At 65.7% G+C, this 22,708-nt stretch carries 22 protein-coding genes and 4 pseudogenes; 14 read left to right on the top strand and 12 right to left on the bottom strand.

Going from position 1 to position 22,708, the window contains the following annotated elements; genetic code table 11:
- Positions 1-258: pseudogene (locus H8A92_RS30805) on the top strand (hypothetical protein); the annotation flags it as partial.
- A 66-nt stretch (positions 259-324) separates the two neighbouring features.
- On the opposite strand, the gene H8A92_RS30810 reads toward H8A92_RS30805, so the two are convergent.
- On the bottom strand, positions 325-882 hold the full coding sequence (locus H8A92_RS30810) for a TetR/AcrR family transcriptional regulator (protein ID WP_229199215.1): 558 nt from the start codon (positions 880-882) through the stop codon (positions 325-327).
- A 178-nt stretch (positions 883-1,060) separates the two neighbouring features.
- Here H8A92_RS30810 and H8A92_RS30815 point away from each other — a divergent pair, with 178 nt between their 5' ends.
- From H8A92_RS30815 to H8A92_RS30840, 6 genes and pseudogenes are all read left to right on the top strand, one after another.
- The gene (locus H8A92_RS30815) at positions 1,061-1,495 is read left to right on the top strand and encodes an acyl-CoA thioesterase (protein ID WP_229199216.1); all 435 of its coding nucleotides are present in this window, start codon (positions 1,061-1,063) and stop codon (positions 1,493-1,495) included.
- Positions 1,496-1,500: 5 nt separating this feature from the next.
- On the top strand, positions 1,501-1,944 hold the full coding sequence (locus H8A92_RS30820) for a PaaI family thioesterase (RefSeq protein WP_229199217.1): 444 nt from the start codon (positions 1,501-1,503) through the stop codon (positions 1,942-1,944).
- Positions 1,945-2,177: 233 nt separating this feature from the next.
- Positions 2,178-2,564 carry a CidA/LrgA family protein gene (locus H8A92_RS30825; protein WP_229199218.1) on the top strand — a complete coding sequence of 129 codons (387 nt, stop codon included), beginning with the start codon at positions 2,178-2,180 and terminating at the stop codon, positions 2,562-2,564.
- Positions 2,561-3,283: an LrgB family protein gene (locus H8A92_RS30830; protein ID WP_229199219.1), complete on the top strand. Its 723-nt coding sequence runs from the start codon at positions 2,561-2,563 to the stop codon at positions 3,281-3,283. Before H8A92_RS30825 ends, H8A92_RS30830 begins: the two co-directional genes overlap by 4 nt.
- Before the next feature lie 134 nt (positions 3,284-3,417).
- A complete protein-coding gene (locus tag H8A92_RS30835; protein ID WP_229199220.1) occupies positions 3,418-4,155 on the top strand; it encodes a sulfite exporter TauE/SafE family protein in 738 nt (245 codons plus the stop codon).
- 36 nt (positions 4,156-4,191) lie between these two features.
- Positions 4,192-4,868: pseudogene (locus H8A92_RS30840) on the top strand (DsbA family protein).
- 16 nt (positions 4,869-4,884) lie between these two features.
- Here H8A92_RS30840 and H8A92_RS30845 read toward each other — a convergent pair.
- Positions 4,885-5,487, bottom strand: coding sequence for a CGNR zinc finger domain-containing protein (locus H8A92_RS30845; RefSeq protein WP_229199221.1), 603 nt, complete (start codon positions 5,485-5,487; stop codon positions 4,885-4,887).
- 74 nt (positions 5,488-5,561) lie between these two features.
- Here H8A92_RS30845 and H8A92_RS30850 point away from each other — a divergent pair, with 74 nt between their 5' ends.
- Both H8A92_RS30850 and H8A92_RS30855 read left to right on the top strand, forming a co-directional pair.
- Positions 5,562-6,239 (top strand): AzlC family ABC transporter permease, encoded by a 678-nt coding sequence (locus H8A92_RS30850; protein WP_229199222.1) that lies wholly within the window; start codon positions 5,562-5,564, stop codon positions 6,237-6,239.
- The gene (locus tag H8A92_RS30855) at positions 6,232-6,534 is read left to right on the top strand and encodes an AzlD domain-containing protein (protein WP_229199223.1); all 303 of its coding nucleotides are present in this window, start codon (positions 6,232-6,234) and stop codon (positions 6,532-6,534) included. The genes H8A92_RS30850 and H8A92_RS30855 overlap by 8 nt, the downstream gene beginning before the upstream one ends.
- 9 nt (positions 6,535-6,543) lie before the next feature.
- Here the strand turns inward: H8A92_RS30855 and H8A92_RS30860 are convergent, their stop codons facing one another.
- Positions 6,544-6,750 (bottom strand): hypothetical protein, encoded by a 207-nt coding sequence (locus tag H8A92_RS30860; RefSeq protein ID WP_076865500.1) that lies wholly within the window; start codon positions 6,748-6,750, stop codon positions 6,544-6,546.
- A gap of 104 nt (positions 6,751-6,854) precedes the next feature.
- Between H8A92_RS30860 and H8A92_RS30865 the strand changes: the two are divergent.
- Positions 6,855-7,031: pseudogene (locus H8A92_RS30865) on the top strand (oxidoreductase); the annotation flags it as partial.
- A 114-nt stretch (positions 7,032-7,145) separates the two neighbouring features.
- Here H8A92_RS30865 and H8A92_RS30870 read toward each other — a convergent pair.
- The 3 genes from H8A92_RS30870 to H8A92_RS30880 all read right to left on the bottom strand — a co-directional run bounded on the left by H8A92_RS30870 (position 7,146) and on the right by H8A92_RS30880 (position 10,930).
- Positions 7,146-8,228, bottom strand: coding sequence for a carboxylesterase family protein (locus tag H8A92_RS30870; protein WP_229199224.1), 1,083 nt, complete (start codon positions 8,226-8,228; stop codon positions 7,146-7,148).
- A gap of 24 nt (positions 8,229-8,252) precedes the next feature.
- A complete protein-coding gene (locus H8A92_RS30875; protein WP_229199225.1) occupies positions 8,253-9,224 on the bottom strand; it encodes a S1C family serine protease in 972 nt (323 codons plus the stop codon).
- Between the two features lie 197 nt (positions 9,225-9,421).
- On the bottom strand, positions 9,422-10,930 hold the full coding sequence (locus H8A92_RS30880; RefSeq protein ID WP_229199226.1) for an AMP-binding protein: 1,509 nt from the start codon (positions 10,928-10,930) through the stop codon (positions 9,422-9,424).
- A gap of 337 nt (positions 10,931-11,267) precedes the next feature.
- Between H8A92_RS30880 and H8A92_RS30885 the strand changes: the two genes are divergently transcribed.
- A complete protein-coding gene (locus H8A92_RS30885) occupies positions 11,268-11,588 on the top strand; it encodes a PilZ domain-containing protein (RefSeq protein WP_229199227.1) in 321 nt (106 codons plus the stop codon).
- 96 nt (positions 11,589-11,684) lie between these two features.
- On the opposite strand, the gene H8A92_RS30890 is transcribed toward H8A92_RS30885, so the two are convergent.
- Both H8A92_RS30890 and H8A92_RS30895 read right to left on the bottom strand, forming a co-directional pair.
- Complete coding sequence (locus tag H8A92_RS30890; protein ID WP_229199228.1) at positions 11,685-11,963, bottom strand: hypothetical protein; 279 nt, start codon at positions 11,961-11,963, stop codon at positions 11,685-11,687.
- Between the two features lie 180 nt (positions 11,964-12,143).
- On the bottom strand, positions 12,144-13,037 hold the full coding sequence (locus H8A92_RS30895) for a LysR family transcriptional regulator (protein WP_229199229.1): 894 nt from the start codon (positions 13,035-13,037) through the stop codon (positions 12,144-12,146).
- Between the two features lie 109 nt (positions 13,038-13,146).
- On the opposite strand from H8A92_RS30895, the gene H8A92_RS30900 reads away from it, so the two are divergent.
- Positions 13,147-14,139 (top strand): aldo/keto reductase, encoded by a 993-nt coding sequence (locus H8A92_RS30900; protein ID WP_229199230.1) that lies wholly within the window; start codon positions 13,147-13,149, stop codon positions 14,137-14,139.
- A 218-nt stretch (positions 14,140-14,357) separates the two neighbouring features.
- Here the strand turns inward: H8A92_RS30900 and H8A92_RS30905 are convergent, their stop codons facing one another.
- Together H8A92_RS30905 and H8A92_RS30910 are read right to left on the bottom strand one after the other, a co-directional pair.
- On the bottom strand, positions 14,358-15,389 hold the full coding sequence (locus tag H8A92_RS30905) for a peptidoglycan -binding protein (protein ID WP_229199231.1): 1,032 nt from the start codon (positions 15,387-15,389) through the stop codon (positions 14,358-14,360).
- Between the two features lie 36 nt (positions 15,390-15,425).
- Positions 15,426-16,421 (bottom strand): flagellar motor protein MotA, encoded by a 996-nt coding sequence (locus H8A92_RS30910; RefSeq protein ID WP_229199232.1) that lies wholly within the window; start codon positions 16,419-16,421, stop codon positions 15,426-15,428.
- Positions 16,422-16,965: 544 nt separating this feature from the next.
- Between H8A92_RS30910 and H8A92_RS30915 the strand changes: the two genes are divergently transcribed.
- Complete coding sequence (locus H8A92_RS30915; protein WP_229199233.1) at positions 16,966-18,171, top strand: efflux RND transporter periplasmic adaptor subunit; 1,206 nt, start codon at positions 16,966-16,968, stop codon at positions 18,169-18,171.
- A gap of 6 nt (positions 18,172-18,177) precedes the next feature.
- Positions 18,178-21,333 carry a multidrug efflux RND transporter permease subunit gene (locus H8A92_RS30920; RefSeq protein WP_229199234.1) on the top strand — a complete coding sequence of 1,052 codons (3,156 nt, stop codon included), beginning with the start codon at positions 18,178-18,180 and terminating at the stop codon, positions 21,331-21,333.
- 142 nt (positions 21,334-21,475) lie between these two features.
- Here H8A92_RS30920 and H8A92_RS30925 read toward each other — a convergent pair whose 3' ends face one another.
- Positions 21,476-22,270, bottom strand: a complete 795-nt coding sequence (locus H8A92_RS30925; RefSeq protein ID WP_229183496.1) for an inositol monophosphatase family protein — start codon at positions 22,268-22,270, stop codon at positions 21,476-21,478.
- Positions 22,271-22,500: 230 nt separating this feature from the next.
- Positions 22,501-22,708, bottom strand: a pseudogene (locus H8A92_RS30930) (HcpA family protein); the annotation flags it as partial.

Here is a 22,708-nt window from a genome sequence, read left to right on the forward strand (position 1 = left end):
CCTGCTCCGGCTGCGCCGAAGGAAGCCAAGCGGGAAGCCGCTCCTGCCGCGGCACCGGCCGCCCCGTCAGGGCCCGCCGTGTTTCCGAACGCGGTCGATCCCAAATACGCCCAGGAGACCCCGGGCAAGCAGCGCTTCAAGACCTGCGACGACCAGTACAAGGCCAACAAGGCAACGGGCGGCAATGGCGGCCTGAAGTGGATCCAGAAGGGCGGCGGCTACTGGAGCGAATGCAACAAGCACCTGAAGGGCGCCTGAGCCCGGCAGAAGCTGAAGTCTGACGAGCGGCCGGCGCAAGCCGGCCGCTTTTCATTGACGCCGTTTCTACCGGCTTTCCACCAGCAGCTTGTCCGCCGATTGCGCCAGCAGTTGCGCGCGCTTGCGCGGACCGCGTTGTGGGAACAGCAGGCTCTGGCCGAAGATGAAGCAGTAGAACAGGAAAGCCTGCGCATCGGCCTCTTCGGTCGATAGCCCGGTGGCGCGATAGAGCTGGCCGACCTGCTTGAGCCGCGCGGCATCGACGCTCGCGGCAGCGGTGGCCGCGGCCTCGTCGGTGCGCGCCCATTGCCGGATCGCGAGCTCGACCGCCATCGCCTCGGTGTTCATGCGCTCCGAATAGAGCGTGATGATCGCCTTCAGCCGCTCGCGCGCGCTCGCGCCGTCGAGCGCGGTATGCTTCTCGATTGCGGCGATGCGGCCATCGCGCCAGCGCGTCAGCATGGTCTCGAGCAGCGCGGCGCGATCCCTGAAGCGGCGGTAGAAGCCGCCCTTGGTGACGCCGAGATTCTTTGCCAGCACCTCGACCCGCACCCCGTCGACGCCGCTATGCGCGAGCTCGGCAAACCCGGCCGCGACCCAGACGTCGCCCTTGCTTTCAGTCATGTGGTCTCCGCGCATCTTAGTGCGCGATCAGAGTCCTCACGCACTAATCTCTTGTTTGAGCATGATCTTTTCGAAAACCGCTTCGCGCTTTTCCGGATCATGCTTTGATACGGTACCGTATTGCTAGCCCGCTTCGTCCTTGATACGCTACCGTATCAGCAATCGAAGGGAGGGTACCATGGAGGGCGAGGCGACCTATCGCGGGACGGTCTATCCCTGGCACTGCGACCACATCGGCCACATGAACGTCATGTGGTATGTCGGCAAGTTCGACGAGGCGAGCTGGAACATGTTTGCGCGGCTCGGCCTGACGCCGAGCTATCTGCGCGAGTCCGGCCGTGGCATGGCCGCCGTGCAGCAGAACATTTCCTACAAGCGCGAACTGCTCGCCGGCGACCTCGTCGAGGTCAAGAGCCGGCTGGTCGAGTTCCGCGACAAGTCGGTCCGCATCCTGCACGAAATGCGCAATGCGGAGGCCGGCGAGATCGCCGCGACCTGCGAGATTACGGCGGTCCATATCGATCGCGCCGCGCGCAAGGCGGCGCCGTTTGCACCGGCGATCCGCTACGCAGCGATGCCGCATCTCGTGCCGTCCGACCCCGTGACTGCGTGATCGCCATGCCCAGTTTCGAGCCGCAGAATCCGGACTATCGCGCGGTCGCAGTCGATACGTTCGCGCGCCAGCGCGCGATGCAGACGCTCGGCATCTCGATCGCGCGCATCGAGCCGGGCGAGGTCGATCTCGCGATGGCCTATGCGCCGGAGTTCTGCCAGCAGAACGGCTTCGTGCATGCAGGAATCATCACCGCGGGCCTCGACAATGCCTGCGGGATTGCCGCCATCACGCTGATGCCTGATGGCTCCGACATCCTCACCGTGGAGTTCAAGACCAATCTCGTGGCGCCGGCGCGCGGCGAGCGCTTCGTGTTCCGCGGCGTCGTGGTCAAGCCGGGCCGGACGTTGACCGTCTGCGACGGCCGCGCCTATGCCGTGCAGGACGGCGTGGAGACCCTCGTCGCGACCATGAGCGGCACGCTGATGGCGTTGCAGCGGCGATCGTAAGTTGTGCTGCAGACCTTCCCCGTCATCCTGAGGTGCGAGCGGAGCGAGCCTCGAAGGATGCGCGGCCATCGGCTTGGCCGTTCATGCTTCGAGACGCCGCTGCGCGGCTCCTCAGCATGACGGATCTGAGAGCAGCGGCGCCCAACATCTGCGCACGCGCTTGAGACCCCGCGCATTGACAAGCCATCGCCACACCGACCTGATAGGCGCATGCTTCGCGCGAGCGCTCGGCCATGATCGCCAGTCTCAGTCTGATCCTGCTCTGCCAGCTCGCAGGCGAGGTCGCGGTGCGTTCGCTCGCCGTGCCGGTGCCGGGCCCGGTGGTCGGGCTGGTGCTCTTGCTGTTGCTGCTATTGGCGCGCGACCGATATCCGGCGCTTGCGCGCGGGCCGCTCGGAAATGACGGCGTCGAGAGCGTCAGCCGCGGCATGCTCGCCAATCTCTCGCTGCTGTTCATCCCGGCCGGCGTCGGCGTGGTGCAGAAGCTCGATCTGCTCGCCGAGCACGGCACAGCGATCCTGGTGATCCTCGCGGTATCGGTCATCGTCACGCTGCTCGCGACGGTCGCGACCTTCGTTGCGGCGAGCAGCCTGTTCTCGCGCGAGGACGAAACGCCGTGAGCGACAATCCGTTCTCGCTCTGGGTCTATCTCTCGCAGTCGCCGCTGCTCTGGCTGACCGTGACGTTGCTGACCTATGCGGTGACCGATGCGGTATCGCTGAAGACAAGGCGGCATCCGCTCGCCAATCCCGTGCTGCATTCGCTGTGGATCATCGGTGTCTTCCTGCTGCTGACCAACACCTCCTACACCACCTATTTCGCCGGCGCGCAGTTCGTGCACTTCCTGCTCGGCCCGGCGACGGTGGCGCTCGCGGTGCCGCTCTACGAGAACCGCAAGCGGGTCGTGGCCGCGGTGCTGCCGATGCTGGTCGCGCTTGCGGTCGGCTCGCTGACGGCGATCGTCTCGGTGGTGCTGCTGGCGCGGGCCTTCGGCCTGCCGCGCGAGGTCATCCTGTCGCTGGCGCCGAAATCTGTGACGGCCGGCGTCGCGATGGGCATCAGCGAATCCCTGCATGCCGATCCGTCGCTGACGGCGGTGTCGGTGATCCTGACCGGCATCATGGGGGCGATCATCGTCACTCCGCTGATGAACTTCACCGGCATCACCGATTTTCGCGGCCGCGGTTTTGCCGCAGGGATCGCCGCGCATGGCATCGGCACCGCCCGGGCGTTCCAGGTCGACGAGGTCGCCGGCGTCTTTGCCGGCATCGCGATGAGCCTGAACGCGCTGGTCACCTCGCTGCTGGTGCCGCTGGCCGTGACATATCTGCTCCGTTGAGCGCCATTGCAGGGCAGTTTTGTGCTATTGGTATGGCGCTGGGCAGCAAATTCTTCTAGGGTCGCCCGCAAAACGCGAGTCTGTTCCTTTTGGTCTTCTCCGCAACTCAGAGTGTGCTTGGACTGGCATCGGGCATGCTGGTCGGCTTTTCGCTCGGCCTGGTCGGTGGCGGCGGGTCGATCCTTGCCGTGCCGCTGATGGTCTATGTGGTCGGGGTACCCCAGCCGCATATCGCGATCGGTACCTCGGCGATCGCAGTCGCCGCCAATGCCGCGATCAACCTGTCCAACCACGCCCGCGGCGGCACCGTGATCTGGTCCTGCGCACTGGTGTTCGCGCTGGCAGGCATGTTCGGCGCTTTCGGCGGCTCGATCCTCGGCAAGATGTTGGACGGGCAGAAGCTGCTTGCGCTGTTCTCGATCGTGATGCTGGTCATCGCGGGCCTGATGCTGAAGACCCGCGCGCGGGTCGGGCTGACCGACGTCAAGATCTCGATGTCCAACATGCCGGCGATCATCGGTCTCGGGCTTGCCACGGGAACCATGTCCGGCTTCTTCGGCATCGGCGGCGGCTTCCTGATCGTGCCGGCCCTGATGCTGGCCACCGGGATGCCGATCATGAACGCGGTCAGTTCCTCGCTGGTGGCCGTCACCGCTTTCGGCATGACCACGGCCTTGAGCTATGCGTGGTCGGGGCTGGTGTCGTGGAGCCTGGCGGGGCTATTCGTCGCCGGCGGCATCGCGGGCGGCCTTTTGGGCACACGCAGCGCCCGGCACCTGTCGGAGCGGCGCGGCGCCCTCAATATCGTGTTTGCGACTGTGATTATCGCCGTGGCGATCTATATGCTGCTGCGTAACATCAACGTGTCCTGAACGTAGAAGGGCGAGGAGCCCTTGCGAAAGCCTGCTATGAACCACCTGATGAAATCGCCCCTGATCAACGCCGGCACCACCCGCCGCACCGCGCTCGGCCTCGTCAGTGCCGGCATCGCGCTTTTGGCTACCGGAGCCGCGCGCGCCGAGGACGACAACGTCCTGACCGAGGAGCAGGTGCTGCGCGATCCGGAGATTCCGGTGATCGGCAATCCCAAGGGCGATATCACCATCGTCGAATGGTTCGACTACAACTGCCCGTATTGCCGCAAGCTCGCGCCGGAGCTTCGCCAGGTGGTGCAGGACGACGGCAAGGTCCGCCTGGTGCTGAAGGATTGGCCGATCCTCGGGCCGGTCTCCAAGGTGGCGGCGCGAATGGCGCTGGCGGCGAAGTACCAGGGCAAGTTCGACGCCGCGCATGAGGCGATGATCTCGGTCAATTCGCGCATCACCGAGCCGCGCATCGCCGAGCTGCTCTCGGGCGCCGGCCTCGACATCGACCGGCTGAAGAAGGATCTCGATGCCAACGCCAAGGCGATCGATGCGGTGCTTTCGCGCAACAACGAGCAGGCGATGGCGTTCGGGTTCAACGGCACGCCGTCATTCATCGTCGGCAAGTATCGTGTGCCTGGTGTGCTCAGCATCGATCAGTTCGAGCAGTGATCGCCGACGCCCGCAAGGCCAATATGGGCCGCAAGACCGAGCAGAACTAAGCCGCTTGGCGTTCACTCACGCGGAGCCCTTCCGCTTGGCATAGGCGCGTCGCGCGCGCTCGCGATTGCCGCACACTTCGCTCGAGCACCATCTGCGGGTTCGGTTCGGGCTCTCGTCGACGAAGAACCAGCCGCAGCCGTCGGCCTCGCAGCATCCGATGCGCCTGGCGTCGTCGGACGCCAGCAGGGCCGTCAGCGACCAAAGCACCGGCCATAGCGGCTCCGCCACGTCGATCCCCGCCAGCGCATGGCGATAGCCGCGATCCTGCCGCACAAGGTCGGGTTGCCGGGGCGCCGCTGCAAGCAATCGATTGACGAGACCAAGGTCCGCGCTGCGGCCGCCACGCAGCGCGTCCGAGATCGTCCAGATGTCGCGGCGCAAGTCGTACGCCTTCTGCATCGCGGCGGCGGCCTCGCTGCTTGCCGAGCGCGCTTTCAGCTTCCTGGTCGCGGCAAGCGGCAAGGTGCCGCGGCGCTCGCTCCAGGACAACAACGCCGCATAATCCGGGATCAGCTCCTGCGGATCGTTTGAGGTGCGCCAGTCCAGCGTGTTGGCGAAGTCAAGGCAGACCCGTCCACCGAAAAACTGCGTCGCTGCCCGCGCGGGGTCTCTTGACATCACGGCCTCTCACAAAGTCTAATCTAATGGTCATGACCATTACAAGCGCACAGTCATCCCGACCTGTCCCAACGATGACGACAGCCGGATTCAGGCGCGGCCTGGTCGCGGCGCTGCCTTTCCTGCTCAGCAACGGTGCGGCCGGCCTGGTGATGGGACTGACCTACAAGGGGCTTGGGTTGGGGGCGGCGCATGCAATTCTGTTCAGCCTGCTGGTCTATTCCGCCACGGCACAGGCGATCACGCTGAGCATGTGGGCCAGTCCGCTGCCGATCGTCGCCATGGTCGTCGCCTGCATCGCCACGAATTCGCGATACTTACTGATGGGTGCCCATCTGCGCCAGCTGTTTGGCGGATTGGCGCCCCGCAAGATGCTGCCCAGCCTGTTTCTGCTCGCGGATGCGTCGTGGCTGATGACGAGCTCGGACGCTGACCGCAACGGACCTGATGCGGGCTATCTGCTCGGATCGAGCACCCCCATGGCGGTCGGCTGGGTCGGCGGCACCGCGCTCGCCTATGCCGCCCCGCTCGCGGCAAACGGACCGCTCAGGCTCGCCGCTGCCTTGCTGCCGACGATGTTCATCGCGACGCTCCTTCCCAGCCAGTGGAAGAACATGCGATCGCCGTGGCCGTGGCTGACCTCGGCAGTTATAGCGCTGCTCGTTGCGCGGTTCGGCGATCCCGGCTGGTCGATGCTGATCGGAGGCGGATGCGGCACGCTGGTGAGCATGATGGAGCCGAGCGATGCATGACCTGCAGTTGCTCGGCGTCATCTGCATCCTCGGCGTCACATGCTATGCCATGCGCGCCGGCGGATACGTGCTCGCCGCATCGATGCGCGACGACGGTATCGCCGCCCGGTTTCTCCGGCTTGCGCCCGGCAATCTGTTCATCGCATTCATTGTCGGCGGCTGCCTGTCGGGTGGGCCGGCAGGCCTCGTCGGGACCGTGGTTGCGCTCGTGACAATGGCGATCACGGCGAGGGAATGGGCCGCACTCGGAGCCGGGTTCGGGGCCGCTTTGGCGGCATCCACGATCGGATGGTGACGTCGGAGATTATTTCGACGCGATCTTGTCCCACTGCTCGCGGGTACGCGTCTTCAGCAGATTCCAGTCATGGGCCGCAACGTCCCAATTGACGATGGTGCGCGTATCCTGCGCCACCTCGCCATTGGCCACGCTCGACGTCCGCATCGAATCGTAGACATAAACGCCGCAAATCAGCAGCAGCGCGCCCAAAATCATGCCGAAAAACGTCCGCATCGCTCAATCCTCCGGTATCGGCAGGATAACGTCGTGGGGTTCGCTGTGGTTCCGGCGATCGATCAACTGCGCGCGAACACGCGCATGACATAATCAATGAACACGCGCACGCCCTCGTTGAGGTCGTCGACACGCGGTTCGGCAAGCGGCCGTTCCGTGTCCACATCGATCCGACCCAGGACGGAGCCGAAGTCGCATTTGCCGTGATCGACCGCGTCCGCAACGAGGTGCTGCACCGGGTCGGCTTCGCGGACTTGCTCAAGCCGCGGGTGAATGAGTAACTAGGCGCGCCATGCTCCATCCACGGCAACGACGAGGACAGCGCCGTGCGCATAATCCATCACCGTCATCCCCGCGCAAAAGCGAAGCCTTTGCGCGGGGGTGACGGGGGGTCGTCATACGCTGTTGGTTGTTCCACCATTCAACCACGTCATGATCTCCGCATTGATCTCCCGCGGGTAGGTGTGGCTGAGATCGTCGATCTCGCGATAGATCACCTTGGCGCCGGCGGCCAACAGCAGGCCTCGCGTCTGCCGCGCGGTCTGCACCGGGAACATCCAATCGAGCCGGCCGTGGGTGATGAAGATCGGCAGCCCGCGCAGCCGCTCCGCATCGGCCATCTCGGCCATCAGCGGATGGAAGGTCGCCGCGACCGGCGCCAGATGCGTGAAGCGCGATGCGCCGTCGAGCCCGGTCACATAGCTGAAAGTGCCGCCGTCGCTCATGCCGGTCAGCAGCATGCGCGTCTCGTCGATGCGCCAGCGTTCGCGCACCTGGTCGAGGATGCGGTTGAGGTTCGGCGTATCGCTGTCGTCGCCCATCAACGCCCAGGTCTGGCCGGTTGCGGTCGGCGCCACCAGGATGGCGCCGCGGCTGCGCGCGTCGCGCAGCCAGCTCCACAGGAAGCCGCGGCCGTTGCCGCTGCCGCCATGCAGCGCCATCACCAGCGGCCAGGCGCGATCCAGCGTATAATATTCCGGCACATACATCGAGAAGCCGCCGCGGCTGCCCGGCTCGTTGCGCTCATGGAAGATGCCGGTGTCGGCATTGGGCGTCGCCGCGAGCCTGGCCTGCAGCTCGGCATCCTCGCGCAGATCGGGCGCGATGAAGAAGTCGCTGACCGGCGGCAGCTCGGTCAGCGGATAGAGCGCCTCCTGCGCCCGCGGCAGATAACGCAGTGCGCGGAACACGCTGACCAGGTCGCCCTCGCCGTTCTGCACCGCGCGCAGCCCCGCATAGCCGGCCAGTGCCGGTTCGATCGCAGCTTCCAGCGCAGTCTTGATATGCGCGAATTTCTCCGGCCAATCGGTCAGTCGCGGCCGCACCGCCTGCAGGGCCTGCTCGGGCTCGCCCGCGATCTGCATCACGCGATCGAAGTCCGGCGGGTTGAGATTGCGCGCGACGAACGACAGCGATTCCAGCGTCTGCAACAACGGCGGCAGCACGGCCACGATGTCGTCAACCACGGCCTCGCTCATCGCTGCTGCCTCTTCCATATTTGACTAGTGCAGCCGCGGCGCCTTCAACAGCTTCATGCGGTCGATCGAGGTCAGCGTGACGTCGAAGGTGACGCCCTCGTGGTAGACCGTCAGCGGCACGTCGACGCCGGCCGCGCCGAGCGACCAGAGCTTGCGGTAGAAGCCGGTCTGGCTGGTCACGTTGTCGCCGTCGACCGCGATGATCACGTCGCCGGTCTTCAGCTCGGCGCGCGCCGCCGGTCCCTTGCTGGCGACACCGACCACCACGAGGCGGTTGTCGATCTCGGTCGTGTACATGCCGAGCCACGGCCGCGCCGGCTTGTCGACACGGCCGAACTTGCGCAGGTCGCTCAGCACCGGATTGAGCAGATCGATCGGCACGATCATGTTTACATGCTCGGCGCGGCCCGCGCGCTCGCGTTCGAGCTGCAGCGATCCGACGCCGATCAGCTCGCCGGCATTGTTGAGCAGCCCGGTGCCGCCCCAGTTCGGATGCGACGGATAGGTGAAGATCGCCTCGTCGAGCAGATATTCCCAGTAGCCGGCGAACTCCTGCTTGGCCGCGATCTGGCTTGCGACCGAGCGCGTGCGGCCGCCGGCGGCGCCGAGCACCACATTGTCGCCGACCTGCGTCGCCGCCGACGAGCCGATCGGCAGCGGATCGATGTCGAGCCTGCCGAGGGCCTGCACCAGGCCGAAGCCGGATTCGAAATCGAAGCCGAGCGCGTGGCCTTCGACCGCGCGGCCGTCGCCGAGATGCAGCCACACCGTTGCGGCTTCGGTGATCAGATAGCCGATCGTCAGCACCAGCCCGTCGTCGATCAACACGCCGTTGCCGGCGCGCTCGGTGCCGAGCGTCTCCGCGCTGAAAGCGTCAGGCGGAATGATCGAATGCAGCCCGACCACACTCATCAGCGCGCGATCGAGATCGTAGCGGTAATCTTCGGGGCGAGGCTGAAAGGCCGCTGGCACTTTCCATTCGGTCGTGGAGGGCATCTAGAATCTCCTGGCGTGCAGGGCGCTGGAACCTCAAGCTAATCCGAGGTTCTGCCGGCAGGGAAGATGGAATGATATACCTTGCCCGGGCGCCTGCACAGCTCATGTGGCGTGCAGATCTGCCCCTCGCAAGGCAAATGAACCTACTCGCTTTTCGCTTCTTGTTTGGGCATGAAACCGCTTCGCACTTTTCCGGATCATGCCTTCGCGCGCGCGGGCACGATGCGGAAGCTGCGGTTGTCCTTGATCCACGCGGCGCGCTCGTCGCGCAGCATGGTACGGCGGACTTTTCCGGAATCATCGCGCGGCGCGGTGCCGACGCGCTCGAAACTTTCCGGATGCTTGTAGCGGCTGAGCCGGTCCTTCAGGAAATCGCCCATGCCGTCGGCGATTTCTTGCGCATCGGCGTTGTCGGCGAGCTCGAGGATCGCATGCACGCGCTGGCCGAATTCCGGATCGGGCAATCCGACCACGACGCAGGAGCGCACCTCGGGATGTTCGCTGACCGCGGCCTCGACCTCGGCCGGATAGATGTTGGCGCCGCCGCGCAGCACCATGTCGGCGAGCCGGTCGCCGAGATAGAGATAGCCTTCCTCGTCGAGCCGTCCGATATCGCCGAGCGATTCCCAGCCGTCCGGCCGTCGCTTCGGCGCGGCGCCGAGATAGTGATAGGTCGAGCCGGCGCCGTCATTGGGCAGGAAATAGATCTCACCGGTTTCGCCGGGCGCAACGTCGTTGCCGTCCTCGCCGATGATGCGGAGCTTTGCGGTCTCGCCGATCTTGCCGACCGAGCCCTTGTGCGCCATCCATTCGACGCCCGAGATCACGCAGGCGCCCTGCCGCTCGGTGCCGCCATAGAGCTCCCAGACCCGTTCCGGCCCGAGCCATTCGATCCACTTCTCCTTCAGCCAGGGCGGCATCGGGGCCGCCATGTGAAACACGATCTTGAGGCTGGAGAGGTCGTAGCGGTTGCGCACCTCCTCGGGCAGCGCCCAGATCCGGTGCATCATGGTCGGCACGAAGTTGACCCATTGCACGCGCTCGCGCGCGATCAGCCGCAGCGTCTCCTCGGCGTCGAACTTCACCATGCCGGTCAGCCGCCCGCCGCCGAACAGCGCCGAATGCGACAGGATGAACGGCGCGTTGTGATAGAGCGGGCCGGGGTTGAGCACCGAGGCCTCATGCGGCATGCCGAGCAACAGCGGTGTCGTGGTTTCGATCACGGCGGGGTTGTGATCGAGGATCACCTTCGGGCGGCCGGTCGAGCCGCCGCTCGTCATCGCTTTCCAGTAGCGCGCGACCGGCGCGTCGAGCGGCTCTTCGCAAAATCCTTCCGGCACGAAATTCACCGGCAGCGAATTCGGCGCGTTCCAGTCGGCCTCGCCGCCGACCACCAGCGACGGTTTCAGGATCTCGAGCACCGCGGCGGCCTCGCCGCGCGGCAGCCGCCATGACAGCGAGGTCGGCGTTGCGCCGCATTTCCACACCGCGAAAGTCGTCTCGAAGAAGGCGTTGCTGTTGGGCAGCCCGATCGCGACGAAGTCGCCGGGCTTGACGCCCTTGGCGGCAAAGGCGCGCGCCCGCGCATTGGCACGGCGCTCGAGCTCGAGCCAGGTCAGCGCATCCGCGCCGTGGCTGACGGCGATCGCATCGGCGGGCTTGCGTTCGGCATACCAGCGCGGCACGTCGGCTAGGGGGATCAGCATGGGGCGTTTCCGTCTGAAGGGGGCGGCTTGAGGCGCTCTTGTTGCAGGGATGTGGCCAAAGCCACCGCTCCACTTCACCAACAGTGCGGCCGCCATGTCAAGCCGACGGCTGCTCGCGCGGCCGGTATCCCGCTGATGGAATTGTAGAATCCCTGTTTGCTAAAAGCCCGGTCAAGATTCCGGTAAAGTTCAAGCGATCGCGCTAAGCCGGACTTTACGGGGGGACGCCATTGTGGCGCCTGCGGTTGTGTGCCGGGCGCGTCGATCGACGCGCGCGGTCTCGAATGTCTTCAAGGACCAATGTTTTCAAGCACCAATGTCTTCAAGGACGACGACGATGGCGAGCAACGGAGCACGGATCAAGGTCAGTCGCGAGCCGCGGCGCCAGCTCAACAATCGTGCCGCGTGGATCACGGTCGATGACGGCGTGACCGAGAACGCCTGCGCCGTGGTCGACATCTCGCCGGGCGGAGCCAAGATCACGACCGAGGTCGAGCTCGAGGTGAAGGATCGCCTTGCCCTGACGTTGCTCGCCGACCATGCCAAGCGTTATCCCTGCGAGGTGGTCTGGCGCCGCGGCAAGACTTACGGGCTCAAATTCGTGACCGCCGAAGCTGAGCCGGATGAACCGGCTGCAGAGCCGGTTGGCGCGATCTGACGCGGCGTATCAACGGGATCAATGGTCGCTTCGCTCGGTCAGGCCAACGCCGATCGCTAGGCCCGGCATCGACGGCTACTGCAAGCGTGCCGCGTGTCAGCGTCCCTGCGCATTATTGATGTTGTTCGCGGCGCCGGCATTGCCGGTCGTACCGCCGGGAGCGGCTGGTGCCGCGCTGAAGTTGCCGCCGGAGGACGGTGCATAGCGCTGGCCGGTCTGGGCCGGAAGCGCGGTACCGCCAATGCCGTTGGACGACGCGGCGCGGTCGCCGGGCCGCGGCGGCGGCGCGGAGCCTCCCGTGGTCTGCGCGAGAAGCTGGGCCGGCGCGAGCGTCAGGCCGGCGGCGAGGATGATGGCGAACTTGCTCTTGAACATGTGCTGGTCCGGATGGTGCGGTGAGGCTGCAGCGGAGGCAATGCCCCGCCAGGCCCGCACGATTATACATCCAATAACGTAGGCGGTGTTGGTTGCGTTCCCAGAGGCCGTTGCCCAATCGGAACGCAAATATCTGTGTGATGGATCCCCGGCGGCGATCACGCTGCCGCGTCGGCTCCCCTATCCCCGATAGCGCAGCGCATCGACCAGCAAGGCGAAAGCCGGCGCGGATTGCCGCCGGCTCGGGTAGTAGAGGTGATAGCCGGGAAACGGTGCGCACCAGTCGTCCAGCACCTGGATCAGCTGCCCCTTGGCGAGCTGCGCGCGCACCTGGTCCTCGGCCACATAAACGAGCCCCAGGCCGGCCAACGCCGCCTTGATCCGCAATGGGGTGCTGTTGAACACCAATTGTCCGTCGACGCGGACCTTGAGCGGGCGGCCGCGCCGCTCGAATTCCCAGGCATAGATGCCGCCATGGGTCGGCAGGCGGATGTTGATGCAGGCATGTTGCGTCAGGTCCTGCGGCCGTTTCGGGCGCTCCCGCCGCTTGAAATAGGCGGGAGCGCCGACCACGACCATGCGAAAATCCGGCCCGATCCGCACCGCGATCATGTCCTTGGCGAGCTGTTCGCCGAGCCGAACGCCGGCGTCAAAGCGTTCCGCGACGATGTTCGCGAGCCCGTTGTCGACGGTTAGGTCCACCTTGATGTCGGGATAGCGCGGCAGGAACTCGGCCAGCGCCGGCCACAGGATGGTCTCGGCGGCGTGCTCGCCGGCGTTGATGCGGATGATGCCGGCGGGCTTCTCGCGCAAGGCAGTCAGCGCCGAGAGCTCGGCCTCGATCTCCTCGAAGCGCGGGCCGATGCCCTGCAGCAGCCGTTCGCCGGCGGCGGTCGGCGCGACGCTGCGCGTGGTGCGGGTCAAAAGCCGCACGCCCAGCCGTTCCTCCAGCGCGCGCATGGTGTGGCTGAGCGCCGATTGCGACACGCCGAGCCGCGCGGCGGCGCGGGTGAAGCTGCGGTCGCGCGCGACGGCGAGGAAGGCGATCAGGTCATTGACGTCATGCCGCGACATTCATGAGTCCAGCTCATAAGTCTATCCCGATTTCTACGTCTAATAGCTTGTCAGTGCACGCCCTAAATCCCGCCGTGACGAATTCCAGTCATCGATGCGGAGAGACATCATGCAGAAACGTAAACTCGGCAGCAGCAACCTCGAAGTCTCGGCGATCGGCCTCGGCTGCATGGGCCTGAGCTTCGCCTACGGCCCGGCGGTCGAGAAGAATGCGGGCATCGCCATGCTCCGTGCCGCCGTCGAGCGCGGCGTCACCTTCTTCGATACCGCTGAGGTCTATGGCCCTTACGTCAACGAGGAACTGGTCGGCGAGGCGCTGGCGCCGGTCCGCAACCAGGTCGTGATCGCGACCAAGTTCGGCTTCGATATCGGCTCCATGGCCGAGCGGCACCGGTCGCTGAACAGCCGGCCCGAGCACATCAGGGCGGTCGCAGACGCCTCGCTGAAGCGGCTGAAGATCGATGTCATCGATCTATTCTATCAGCATCGCGTCGATCCCGAGGTGCCGATCGAGGATGTTGCCGGCACCGTGAAAGACCTGATTGCCGCCGGAAAGGTCCGCCATTTCGGCCTATCGGAGGCCGGCGTGCAGACCATCCGCCGGGCCCATGCGGTGCAGAAGGTCACGGCCTTGCAGAGCGAATATTCGTTGTGGGAACGCGGACCGGAAGCGGAGATCCTGCCGCTGCTGGAAGAGCTCGGCATCGGGTTCGTGCCATATAGCCCGCTCGGCCGCGGCTTTCTCACCGGCGCGATCAGCGCGTCCACGACATTCGCGAGCGACGACTTCCGCAACCTCGTGCCGCGCTTCACGCCGGAAGCCCGCCGCGCCAACCAGGCGCTGGTCGATCAGCTCACTAGCATTGCCGCCGGCAAGGGCGCGACGACGGCGCAGATCGCGCTGGCCTGGCTGCTGGCGCAGAAGCCGTGGATCGTGCCGATCCCGGGCACCACAAAGCTCAATCGGCTCGAGGAAAACATCGGCGCCGCGCGCGTCGAACTGACCGCCGCCGATCTGGCTGAGATCGGCAAAGCGGTCGCCGCGGTCGAGGTGCAGGGCGCCCGCTATCCGGAGCAATTGCAACAGATGGTCGGACGTTGAGGAAGTCGAGCCACACACTCGATGTCGTCCCGGGCTTGACCCGGGACCCATAACCACCAGTGGCGATGGTCGTGCGATGCTGGGGCCACAGCGCTCTGCAACAACGCACCCCTGTGGTTATGGGTCCCTGCTTTCGCAGGGACGACGATTGCGGATGCGGGCCGTGCCACACACTCGGTGCCGTCCCGACGAGAGCGGAGCGCCAAGGCGTGTTCCACCTAGCGTTCCGTCAGCTTCAGCTCGATGCGGCGGTTGCGCTTGTAGGCGTCTTCGGTCTGCGCGGTGTCGAGCGGCTGGAATTCGGCAAAGCCGGCGGCGACCAGGCGCTGCGCCGGCACGCCGAGCGAGATCAGGTATTGCACCACCGAGATCGCGCGCGCGGAGGACAGTTCCCAGTTCGACTTGAACAGCGGGCTGTTGGTGATCGGCCGCACGTCGGTATGGCCGTCGACGCGGAGCACCCAGGCGATCTCGGCCGGAATCTGCTTGTCCAGATCGATCAGCGCGCTCGCCACGGTATCGAGCTCGGTCTTGCCCTCCGGCAGCAAGGTCGCCTGGCCGGTGTCGAAGAACACTTCCGACTGGAACACGAAGCGATCGCCGACGATGCGGATGTCAGGACGGTTGCCGAGGATCGCGCGCAAGCGGCCGAAGAATTCCGAGCGGTATTTCGACAATTCCTGCACCCGCTGCGCCAGCGCGACGTTGAGGCGCGAGCCGAGATCGGCGATCCGGCTCTGCGATTCCTTGTCGCGCTTCTCGGAGGCGTCGAGCGCCTCCTCGAGCGCGGCGAGCTGGCGGCGCAGCGCGCTGATCTGCTGGTTCAGCACCTCGATCTGCGCCAGCGCGCGCGACGACACGCTCTTCTCGGACTCCAGCGCCTTGTTGAGCTCGGTGGCGCGGCCCTGTGCGTCGTTGCCGGAATTGGCGAGCCCCTCGTAGAGCCCCTTCATGCGGTCGCGCTCGCCCTCGGCGGAGGCAAGGCCGGCGCGGAGCTGCGCGACCTGGTCGTCGAGCGTCAGCTTGGAGAGCTTCTCCAGCGACAAGAGATCGTTGAGCTGGGCGATCTTGGCGGTGAGTTGCTCCAGCGCCTTGTCCTTGCCGGTGACCTCCTGCGACAGGAAGAACTGCACGACGAGGAACACCGACAGCAGGAACACGATCGACAGCACCAGCGTCGACAGTGCGTCGACAAAGCCGGGCCAGTAGTTGAAGCCGGATTCGCTGCGGCGCGAGCGGGCGAGGGCCATGAATGTCTCCTTGGGCTTGCTTCGCTCGAAGACGCTCTAGTTCTTCTCGGGCTGGCGGGCGAGGCGCTCGAGCAGCCGCTTGATCTCGCGGTTCTGCTCGCCCTGGCCGTCGGCCCATTCGCGGATCATCTGCTGCTCGGTGCGCATATGTGCAACCAGCCCCTGGATCGCCTCGGCGAGATTGGCCATCGCGGCCGTGGTGCTGCGGCCGCTCCCGCCGGCGCCGCCTTCCTCGAGCGTGGCACGCAGCCGGTCGATCGCGCCCTGCATGTCGCCGGAGACGCCGGCTTCGTCGCCGGAAATGCCGCGCACGGTGGTGGCGAGCCAGTCCTCGAGGTCGGTGTAGAAGCGGTTCTGGGCCTGGCTCGATTGCAGGTCGAGGAAGCCGAGGATCAGCGAGCCGGCGAGGCCGAACAGCGAGGACGAGAACGAGATGCCCATGCCGCCGAGCGGGGCCGCGAGGCCTTCCTTCAGCGTATCGAACAGCGCGCCGGCGTCGCCGCCGACCTTGAGCCCGTCGATCACCTTGCCGACCGAGCCGACCGTCTCGATCAGGCCCCAGAAGGTGCCGAGCAGGCCGAGGAAGACCAGCAGGCCGGTCATGTAGCGCGAGATGTCGCGGGCCTCATCGAGGCGGGTTGCGATCGAATCGAGCAGATGCCGCATGGTCTGCTGCGAGATCGACATCCGCCCGGTGCGTTCGCCGCCGAGGATCGCGGCCATCGGGGCAAGCAGCGTCGGGCGGCGCTCGATTGCAAGGCCGGGATCGGCGATGCGGAAATTGTTGACCCAGGCGACCTCGGGGTAGAGCCGGATCACCTGGCGGAACGCCAGGATGACGCCGATCAGCAGCACCGCGCCGATCAGGGCGTTCAGCCCGGGATTGGCGAAGAAGGCGGTGACGATCTGCTTGTACAGCACGACCCCGACCAGGCCGCAGAGCACCAGGAACACCAGCATCCGCACCAGGAAGATCCTGGGCGAGGACAGCTTGCTCAGCTCGATCTCCATCTCGGAGCGGGAAGGGGGCATTGCCGGGTCATCCGTTCGCGAAGGCCGCATCTGCCAGCAATATGGCACAGCGGCGGAGTGAGGAAAGCCGAATCAAAAGGCTGTCGGTAGAACCTCGGGTTGATACGGAATGGAGTGTTGCCGCTTTGCGCAGCTTTCCGGGGCGCTGGCGCGTCTGCGTGTGCAGAAGGTGCCAATCCCACGCGGGGATCGCGAGACGAACGCGGATTGCACCGCTGGGTGGGGGGTGCACGGCGGCGATAGGCGATTCGCGCGCCGCGCATGACGAGTTTGTAATCTGCGGCATTCTCGCGCAGGCAACAAGCCGCGTTCCCGCTCACGCAGTCCTTAACGCATTCCCACAGCCTCCGATGGAACCCGCTCACAATGCGGTGAGTCGACAAAACATGCCGCGAAATCAGGGTGATAGCGTTCTGTGACAATGAGCCGCCCGACAAACGCATTGCGTCGCAGCAAGCAGATTTTATTTTCACCGCAGCAACGCGAGCGCTGTCGCCGTGACACCGCCGTTCGTTTGTTCAAACCTTCAGGGGCGATCATCTCAATGTCTGGACTTCGCGCGCAATCGGCATGCATTGCTCTGATGCTGGCCGTGACGGCGCCACTGCTTGCTGGCTGCGACGAACCGAAGACCGCAACCGCCGCCGTACAAGCACCGGAGCCGGACGTCAGCGTCGTCACTGTGAAGCAGCAGGCGCGCGCGATGGTGCGCGAGCTGCCAGGCCGCATCGCGCCGACCCGTGTCTCCGAGGTGCGCCCGCGCGTCTCGGGCATCGTTGTCAACCGCATGTTCCATCAGGGTAGCGAGGTGAAGGTTGGCGATCCCCTGTACCAGATCGATCCGCGCCCGTTCGAGGTCGAATTGCAGTCGACCGAGGCGGCGCTGGCGCGCGCCAAGGCGGTGCTCGAGCAGAACTCGCTGCAGGCCCGCCGCATCGCAACCCTCACCAACCAGCGCGCGACTTCCGAGGCCGAGAACGAGAAGGCGATCGCCAACCTGAAACAGGCCGAAGCCGACGTGCAGGGCCGCGAGGCCGACGTCGCGCGTGCCAAGCTCAATCTCGATTATGCGACGATCCGTGCACCGATCGACGGCACCATCGGTGCTGCCGTGATCAGCGAAGGCGCGCTCGTCGTGCAGAACGATTCCGCGAGCCTTGCGACCATCCAGAAGCTCGATCCGATCTATGCCGACTTCCAGCAGTCGGTGACCGAGCTGAACCAGCTCCGCCGCGCCTTCGAGAGTGGCGATCTCGACCGCATCGCGCCCGACGCGATGAAGGTGCGGCTCGTGCTCGACGACGGCTCGATCTATCCGTTGCCGGGCAAGCTGCTGTTTTCCGACGCCAAGGTCGACGCCTATACTGGGCAGGTGACCCTGCGCGGCGAGTTCCCGAACCCGCATCGCATTCTGCTGCCGGGCATGTATGTCCGCGTGCTGATCGAGCAGGGCATCGACACCGACGCGATCGCGGTGCCGCAGCAGGCGATCCAGCGCAATGGCGGCGGCGGCAGCGAGGTGTTCGTCGTCAAGGACGACAATCACGTCGCGGTGCAGCCGGTGCGCACCGGCTCGTTGCAGGGCGGCCACTGGTTCGTCACCGAAGGCCTCAAGGCCGGCGACAAGGTCGTCGTCGAGGGCTTCCAGAAATTCGCCGCCGGCGACAAGGTCAAGCCGCTGGCCTGGCGTGAGGTCGACGCCGCTGCGGTACAGTCGGATTCGCCGCAGACCGCGCACGCGGGGCGCTGATCCGACATGCCCAGCTTTTTCATCGACAGGCCGATCTTCGCCTGGGTCGTCGCGCTGTTCATCTGTCTGGTCGGTGCGATCTCGATTCCGCTGCTCGCGGTCGCGCAATATCCGATCATCGCGCCGCCCTCGATCTCGATCTCGACGAGCTATCCCGGCGCGTCGCCTGAGAACCTGTACAACAGCGTCACGCGGCTGATCGAGGAGGAGCTCAACGGCGCCGCCAACATCCTGAACTTCGAATCGACCTCCGACTCGCTCGGCCAGGTCGAGATCATCGCCAACTTCAAGCCGGGCACCGACACCAGCCAGGCTTCGGTCGAGGTGCAGAACCGCCTCAAGCGCGTCGAGGCGCGGCTGCCGCGCGCCGTGATCCAGCAGGGCATCCTGGTCGAGGAAGCCTCCTCGGCGGTGCTGCAGATCATCACGCTGAATTCGACCGACGGCTCGCTGGATGAAGTCGGCCTCGGCGACTTCATGATCCGCAACGTGCTGGGCGAGGTGCGCCGCATCCCCGGCGTCGGCCGCGCCACGCTGTATTCGACCGAGCGTTCGCTGCGCATCTGGATCGATCCGGCCAAGCTGGTCGGCTACGGCCTGTCCGCCGACGACGTCAACCGGGCGATCACGGCGCAGAACGCCCAGGTCGCCTCCGGCAGCATCGGCGCCGAGCCGAGCACCGATACGCAGAAGATCTCGGCGCAGGTGCTGGTGAAGGGCCAGCTCTCCTCGCCCGACGAGTTCGGCGCGATCATCCTGCGCGCCAATGCCGACGGCTCGACGGTCCGCCTGCGCGACGTCGCGCGGATCGAGATCGGCGGCCTCAGCTATCAGTTCAACACCCGTCTCGACGGCAAGCCGACCGCCGGCCTCTCGGTGCTGCTGTCGCCGAAGGGCAATGCGCTGGCGACTGCGAGCGCCGTCGAAGCCAAGATGAAGGAGCTGTCGCGCTTCTTCCCGGCCAATATCTCCTACGAAATCCCCTACAACATCACGCCGGTGGTGAAGGCCTCGATCGAGAAGGTCTTGATGACGCTGGTCGAGGCTGTCGTGCTGGTGTTCATCGTGATGTTCCTGTTCCTGCAGAACATCCGCTACACCATCATCCCGACCATCGTGGTTCCGGTGGCGCTGCTCGGCACCTGCGCCACGCTGATGGTCGTCGGCTACTCCATCAACATGCTGACCATGTTCGGCATGGTGCTCGCGGTCGGCATCCTCGTCGACGACGCCATCGTCGTGGTCGAGAACGTCGAGCGCATCATGGCCGAGGAGGGCCTGCCGCCGAAGGAAGCGACCAGGAAGGCGATGTCGCAGATCACCGGCGCCATTATCGGCATCACGCTGGTGCTGATGGCGGTGTTCGTGCCGATGGCGTTCTTCCCGGGCTCGGTCGGCATCATCTATCGCCAGTTCTCGGTCACCATGGTGGCGGCGATCGCGTTCTCGGCACTGCTCGCGCTGTCGCTGACGCCGGCGCTGTGCGCGACCTTGCTCAAGCCGGTCGAGAAGGGCCGCGGCCATGCCCGCAAGGGCGTGTTCGGCTGGTTCAACCGCGTGCTCGACAATAGCCGCGCCGGCTATACGCGCACCGTGCAGGGCTCGCTGAAGCGCACCGGCCGCCTGATGCTGATCTATCTCGTGCTGTTCGCAGGCGTCGCCTACGGCTTCGTGCGGCTGCCCGGCGGCTTCCTGCCGGTCGACGACCAGGGCTTCATCACGACCGACGTGCAGACGCCTTCGGAATCGTCCTATGCGCGCACCGAAGCTGCGGTCGAGCAGGTCGAGAAGTACCTGAAGGATCGTGCCGGCATCGAGAACGTCACGTTCCTCACCGGCTTCAGCTTCCTTGGCCAGGGCATGAACACCGCGCAGGCCTTCATCACGCTGAAGGACTGGTCGGAGCGCGGCCCGAAGGATTCTGCGGCCGCGATCGTCGCCGACATCAACCGCGACCTGTCGTCGTCGATCCGCGACGCCAGAATTTCGGCGTTGCAGCCGCCGCCGATCGACAATCTCGGCAACTCCTCGGGCTTCTCGTTCCGCCTGCAGGACCGCGGCCAGAAGGGCTATGCGGCGCTGATCGCGGCGTCCGACCGGCTGATCACGGAGGCCAACGCCAGTCCCGTGCTGCAGAAGGTCTATGTCGAGGGTCTGCCGTCGGCGCCGCAGGTCAATCTGATGATCGACCGTGAGAAGGCCGGCGCGTTCGGCCTCACCTTCGAGGACATCAACAACACGATCTCGACCAATCTCGGCTCGAACTACGTCAACGACTTCCCGAACCGCGGGCGCATGCAACGCGTCATCGTGCAGGCCGACAAGACCAGCCGCATGAACGCGGACGATATCCTGAACTACAATGTCAAGAACAGCCGCGGCCAGCTGGTGCCGTTCTCGGCTTTCGCCACCATCGAATGGACCAAGGGGCCGACGCAGATCGCGGGCTTCAACTACTATCCGGCGGTGCGCATCTCCGGCGAGGCGAAGCCGGGCTTCACCTCGGGTGACGCGATCGCCGAGATGGAGCGGCTCGCCGACAAGCTGCCGCGCGGCTTCGGTTATGAGTGGACCGGCCAGTCGCTGCAGGAGAAGCTGTCGGGCTCGCAGGCGCCGTTCCTGCTCGCGCTCTCGGTGCTGGTGGTGTTCCTGCTGCTCGCTGCGCTCTATGAGAGCTGGACCATTCCGCTCGCGGTGCTGCTGACGATTCCGCTCGGCATTCTCGGCGCCGTGGTGGCGGCGACGCTGCGCGGGCTGTCGAACGACGTCTATTTCACGGTCGGCCTGATCACCATCATCGGGCTCGCCGCCAAGGACGCGATCCTGATCATCGAGTTCGCCAAGGACCTGCGCGCGCAGGGCAAGCCGCTGGTCGAGGCGACCATCGAGGCGTGTAGCCTCAGATTCCGCCCGATCCTGATGACCGGCCTCGCCTTCGTCTGCGGCGTACTGCCGATGGCGATCGCGACCGGCGCCGGCGGCGCCAGCCAGCAGGCGCTCGGCACGTCGGTGATGGGCGGCATGATCGCCGTCGTGATCCTCGCGCTGCTGTTGGTACCGGTATTCTTCGTCAGCGTGCAGCGTGTGCTGGCGGGTGACCGTGAGAAGGTCGAGAAGCCGGAAGTCTACGGCCCGCCCGCGCCGGTAAGGGGATCGCATTGAGGCGAAATGGTACCGCGTTCGTCATTCCAGGGCGCGCGTCAGCGCGAGCCCGGAATCCATCTCGCCTCGGGCCCTGCGGATGAATGGATTCCGGGCCCGCGCCAAGCGGCCTGTCCCGGAATGACGGTGTGAAGGAGTTGGCTCACTGCCCGAGCGGCTTCAGGATCTTGATCAGCTCGCCGTGCACGAACTCGTTGCCGCAGACGACATGGCCGGTCTGCAGCGGATCGTCATTGCCCTGGATGCCGGAAACCGTGCCGCCGGCTTCGCGGACCATCAAGAGGCCGGCTGCGACGTCCCAGGCCTGCAGATTGCGCTCCCAATAGCCGTCGAGGCGGCCCGCCGCGACGAAGGCGAGGTCGAGCGAAGCGGCGCCGAAGCGGCGGAAGCCCGCGACCTTGCTCTGCAGCGCGGCCATCTCCTGCAGCGCGAGCTGGTGATTGCCGCGGCCGATATGCGGCAGGCCGCAGGCGACCACGCATTCGTTGAGCTGGCGGCGGCCGGCGACGCGCAGCCGCTGGTCGTTGAGGAACGCGCCCTTGCCGCGCTCGGCGATATAGAGCTCGTCATTGGCGGGATTGTAGATCACGCCCGCGATCACGGTGTCCTCGCGCAAAAGCCCGATCGAGATCGCGAATTGCGGGATGCCGTGCAGGAAGTTGGTGGTGCCGTCCAAGGGATCGACGATCCAGGTGTGGCTCTTGTCCGAGCCTTCGCGCTTGCCGCCTTCCTCGCCGAGGAACCCGTAGCCGGGCCGGGCCTTTTCGAGGTCGGTGTAGAGCATCTCCTCGGCGCGCTTGTCGGCCAGCGAGACGAAATTCGCCGGTCCCTTCAGCGACACCTGGAGATGTTCGATCTCGCCGAGGTCGCGCTTGAGGCTGCGGCCGGCGCGGCGCGCGGCCTTGACCATGACATTGATGAGGGCGGAGTAGAGCATGATGGAAGCTGGTGGCTTTCGAGCGTTGGAAATCAATCAGGCAGCGTGCACAAGGCCTTGCCCGTCATCCTGAGGAGCGCGGAACGCGCGTCTCGAAGGATCGACGGCCACCAGCCGGGCCGTGCATCCTTCGAGGCTCGCTCTGCTCGCACCTCAGGATGACGGGAAACGGCCTGCGGCGCCTTCGGTTTCCGGACTGGGTGCCCTCTGGAAGTGGCGCCGTCAAGGCGTCATTTGACGTTGTTTCCGATCCATTTTCGCGCGGCTGCCTCGCCCTTGGCGCGGTCTTCCGGGCTCATATCGGCGAGGATGTCGTCAAGATCGGGGTCGCCCTTGCCGGCGGTCTTGGCGACGATGTGCCATTTCAGCGCCTCGACCTTGTCCACCGGGGCGCCGGCGCCGGTCGCCAGCACATGGGCGAGGCGGTTTTGCGCGATC

The organism is Bradyrhizobium acaciae, assembly GCF_020889785.1.
GTDB classification, from domain to species: Bacteria; Pseudomonadota; Alphaproteobacteria; order Rhizobiales; family Xanthobacteraceae; genus Bradyrhizobium; species Bradyrhizobium acaciae.

What these genes read in the sequence shown, in the direction of transcription:
- H8A92_RS30810 (WP_229199215.1), bottom strand. Translation starts at nt 882, where the DNA reads ATGACTGAAAGCAAGGGCGACGTCTGGGTCGCGGCCGGGTTTGCCGAG.
- H8A92_RS30815 (WP_229199216.1), top strand. Translation starts at nt 1,061, where the DNA reads ATGGAGGGCGAGGCGACCTATCGCGGGACGGTCTATCCCTGGCACTGC.
- H8A92_RS30820 (WP_229199217.1), top strand. Translation starts at nt 1,501, where the DNA reads ATGCCCAGTTTCGAGCCGCAGAATCCGGACTATCGCGCGGTCGCAGTC.
- H8A92_RS30825 (WP_229199218.1), top strand. Translation starts at nt 2,178, where the DNA reads ATGATCGCCAGTCTCAGTCTGATCCTGCTCTGCCAGCTCGCAGGCGAG.
- H8A92_RS30835 (WP_229199220.1), top strand. Translation starts at nt 3,418, where the DNA reads ATGCTGGTCGGCTTTTCGCTCGGCCTGGTCGGTGGCGGCGGGTCGATC.
- H8A92_RS30845 (WP_229199221.1), bottom strand. Translation starts at nt 5,487, where the DNA reads ATGTCAAGAGACCCCGCGCGGGCAGCGACGCAGTTTTTCGGTGGACGG.
- H8A92_RS30850 (WP_229199222.1), top strand. Translation starts at nt 5,562, where the DNA reads ATGACGACAGCCGGATTCAGGCGCGGCCTGGTCGCGGCGCTGCCTTTC.
- H8A92_RS30855 (WP_229199223.1), top strand. Translation starts at nt 6,232, where the DNA reads ATGCATGACCTGCAGTTGCTCGGCGTCATCTGCATCCTCGGCGTCACA.
- H8A92_RS30860 (WP_076865500.1), bottom strand. Translation starts at nt 6,750, where the DNA reads ATGCGGACGTTTTTCGGCATGATTTTGGGCGCGCTGCTGCTGATTTGC.
- H8A92_RS30870 (WP_229199224.1), bottom strand. Translation starts at nt 8,228, where the DNA reads ATGAGCGAGGCCGTGGTTGACGACATCGTGGCCGTGCTGCCGCCGTTG.
- H8A92_RS30875 (WP_229199225.1), bottom strand. Translation starts at nt 9,224, where the DNA reads ATGCCCTCCACGACCGAATGGAAAGTGCCAGCGGCCTTTCAGCCTCGC.
- H8A92_RS30880 (WP_229199226.1), bottom strand. Translation starts at nt 10,930, where the DNA reads ATGCTGATCCCCCTAGCCGACGTGCCGCGCTGGTATGCCGAACGCAAG.
- H8A92_RS30885 (WP_229199227.1), top strand. Translation starts at nt 11,268, where the DNA reads ATGGCGAGCAACGGAGCACGGATCAAGGTCAGTCGCGAGCCGCGGCGC.
- H8A92_RS30890 (WP_229199228.1), bottom strand. Translation starts at nt 11,963, where the DNA reads ATGTTCAAGAGCAAGTTCGCCATCATCCTCGCCGCCGGCCTGACGCTC.
- H8A92_RS30895 (WP_229199229.1), bottom strand. Translation starts at nt 13,037, where the DNA reads ATGTCGCGGCATGACGTCAATGACCTGATCGCCTTCCTCGCCGTCGCG.
- H8A92_RS30900 (WP_229199230.1), top strand. Translation starts at nt 13,147, where the DNA reads ATGCAGAAACGTAAACTCGGCAGCAGCAACCTCGAAGTCTCGGCGATC.
- H8A92_RS30905 (WP_229199231.1), bottom strand. Translation starts at nt 15,389, where the DNA reads ATGGCCCTCGCCCGCTCGCGCCGCAGCGAATCCGGCTTCAACTACTGG.
- H8A92_RS30910 (WP_229199232.1), bottom strand. Translation starts at nt 16,421, where the DNA reads ATGCCCCCTTCCCGCTCCGAGATGGAGATCGAGCTGAGCAAGCTGTCC.
- H8A92_RS30915 (WP_229199233.1), top strand. Translation starts at nt 16,966, where the DNA reads ATGTCTGGACTTCGCGCGCAATCGGCATGCATTGCTCTGATGCTGGCC.
- H8A92_RS30920 (WP_229199234.1), top strand. Translation starts at nt 18,178, where the DNA reads ATGCCCAGCTTTTTCATCGACAGGCCGATCTTCGCCTGGGTCGTCGCG.
- H8A92_RS30925 (WP_229183496.1), bottom strand. Translation starts at nt 22,270, where the DNA reads ATGCTCTACTCCGCCCTCATCAATGTCATGGTCAAGGCCGCGCGCCGC.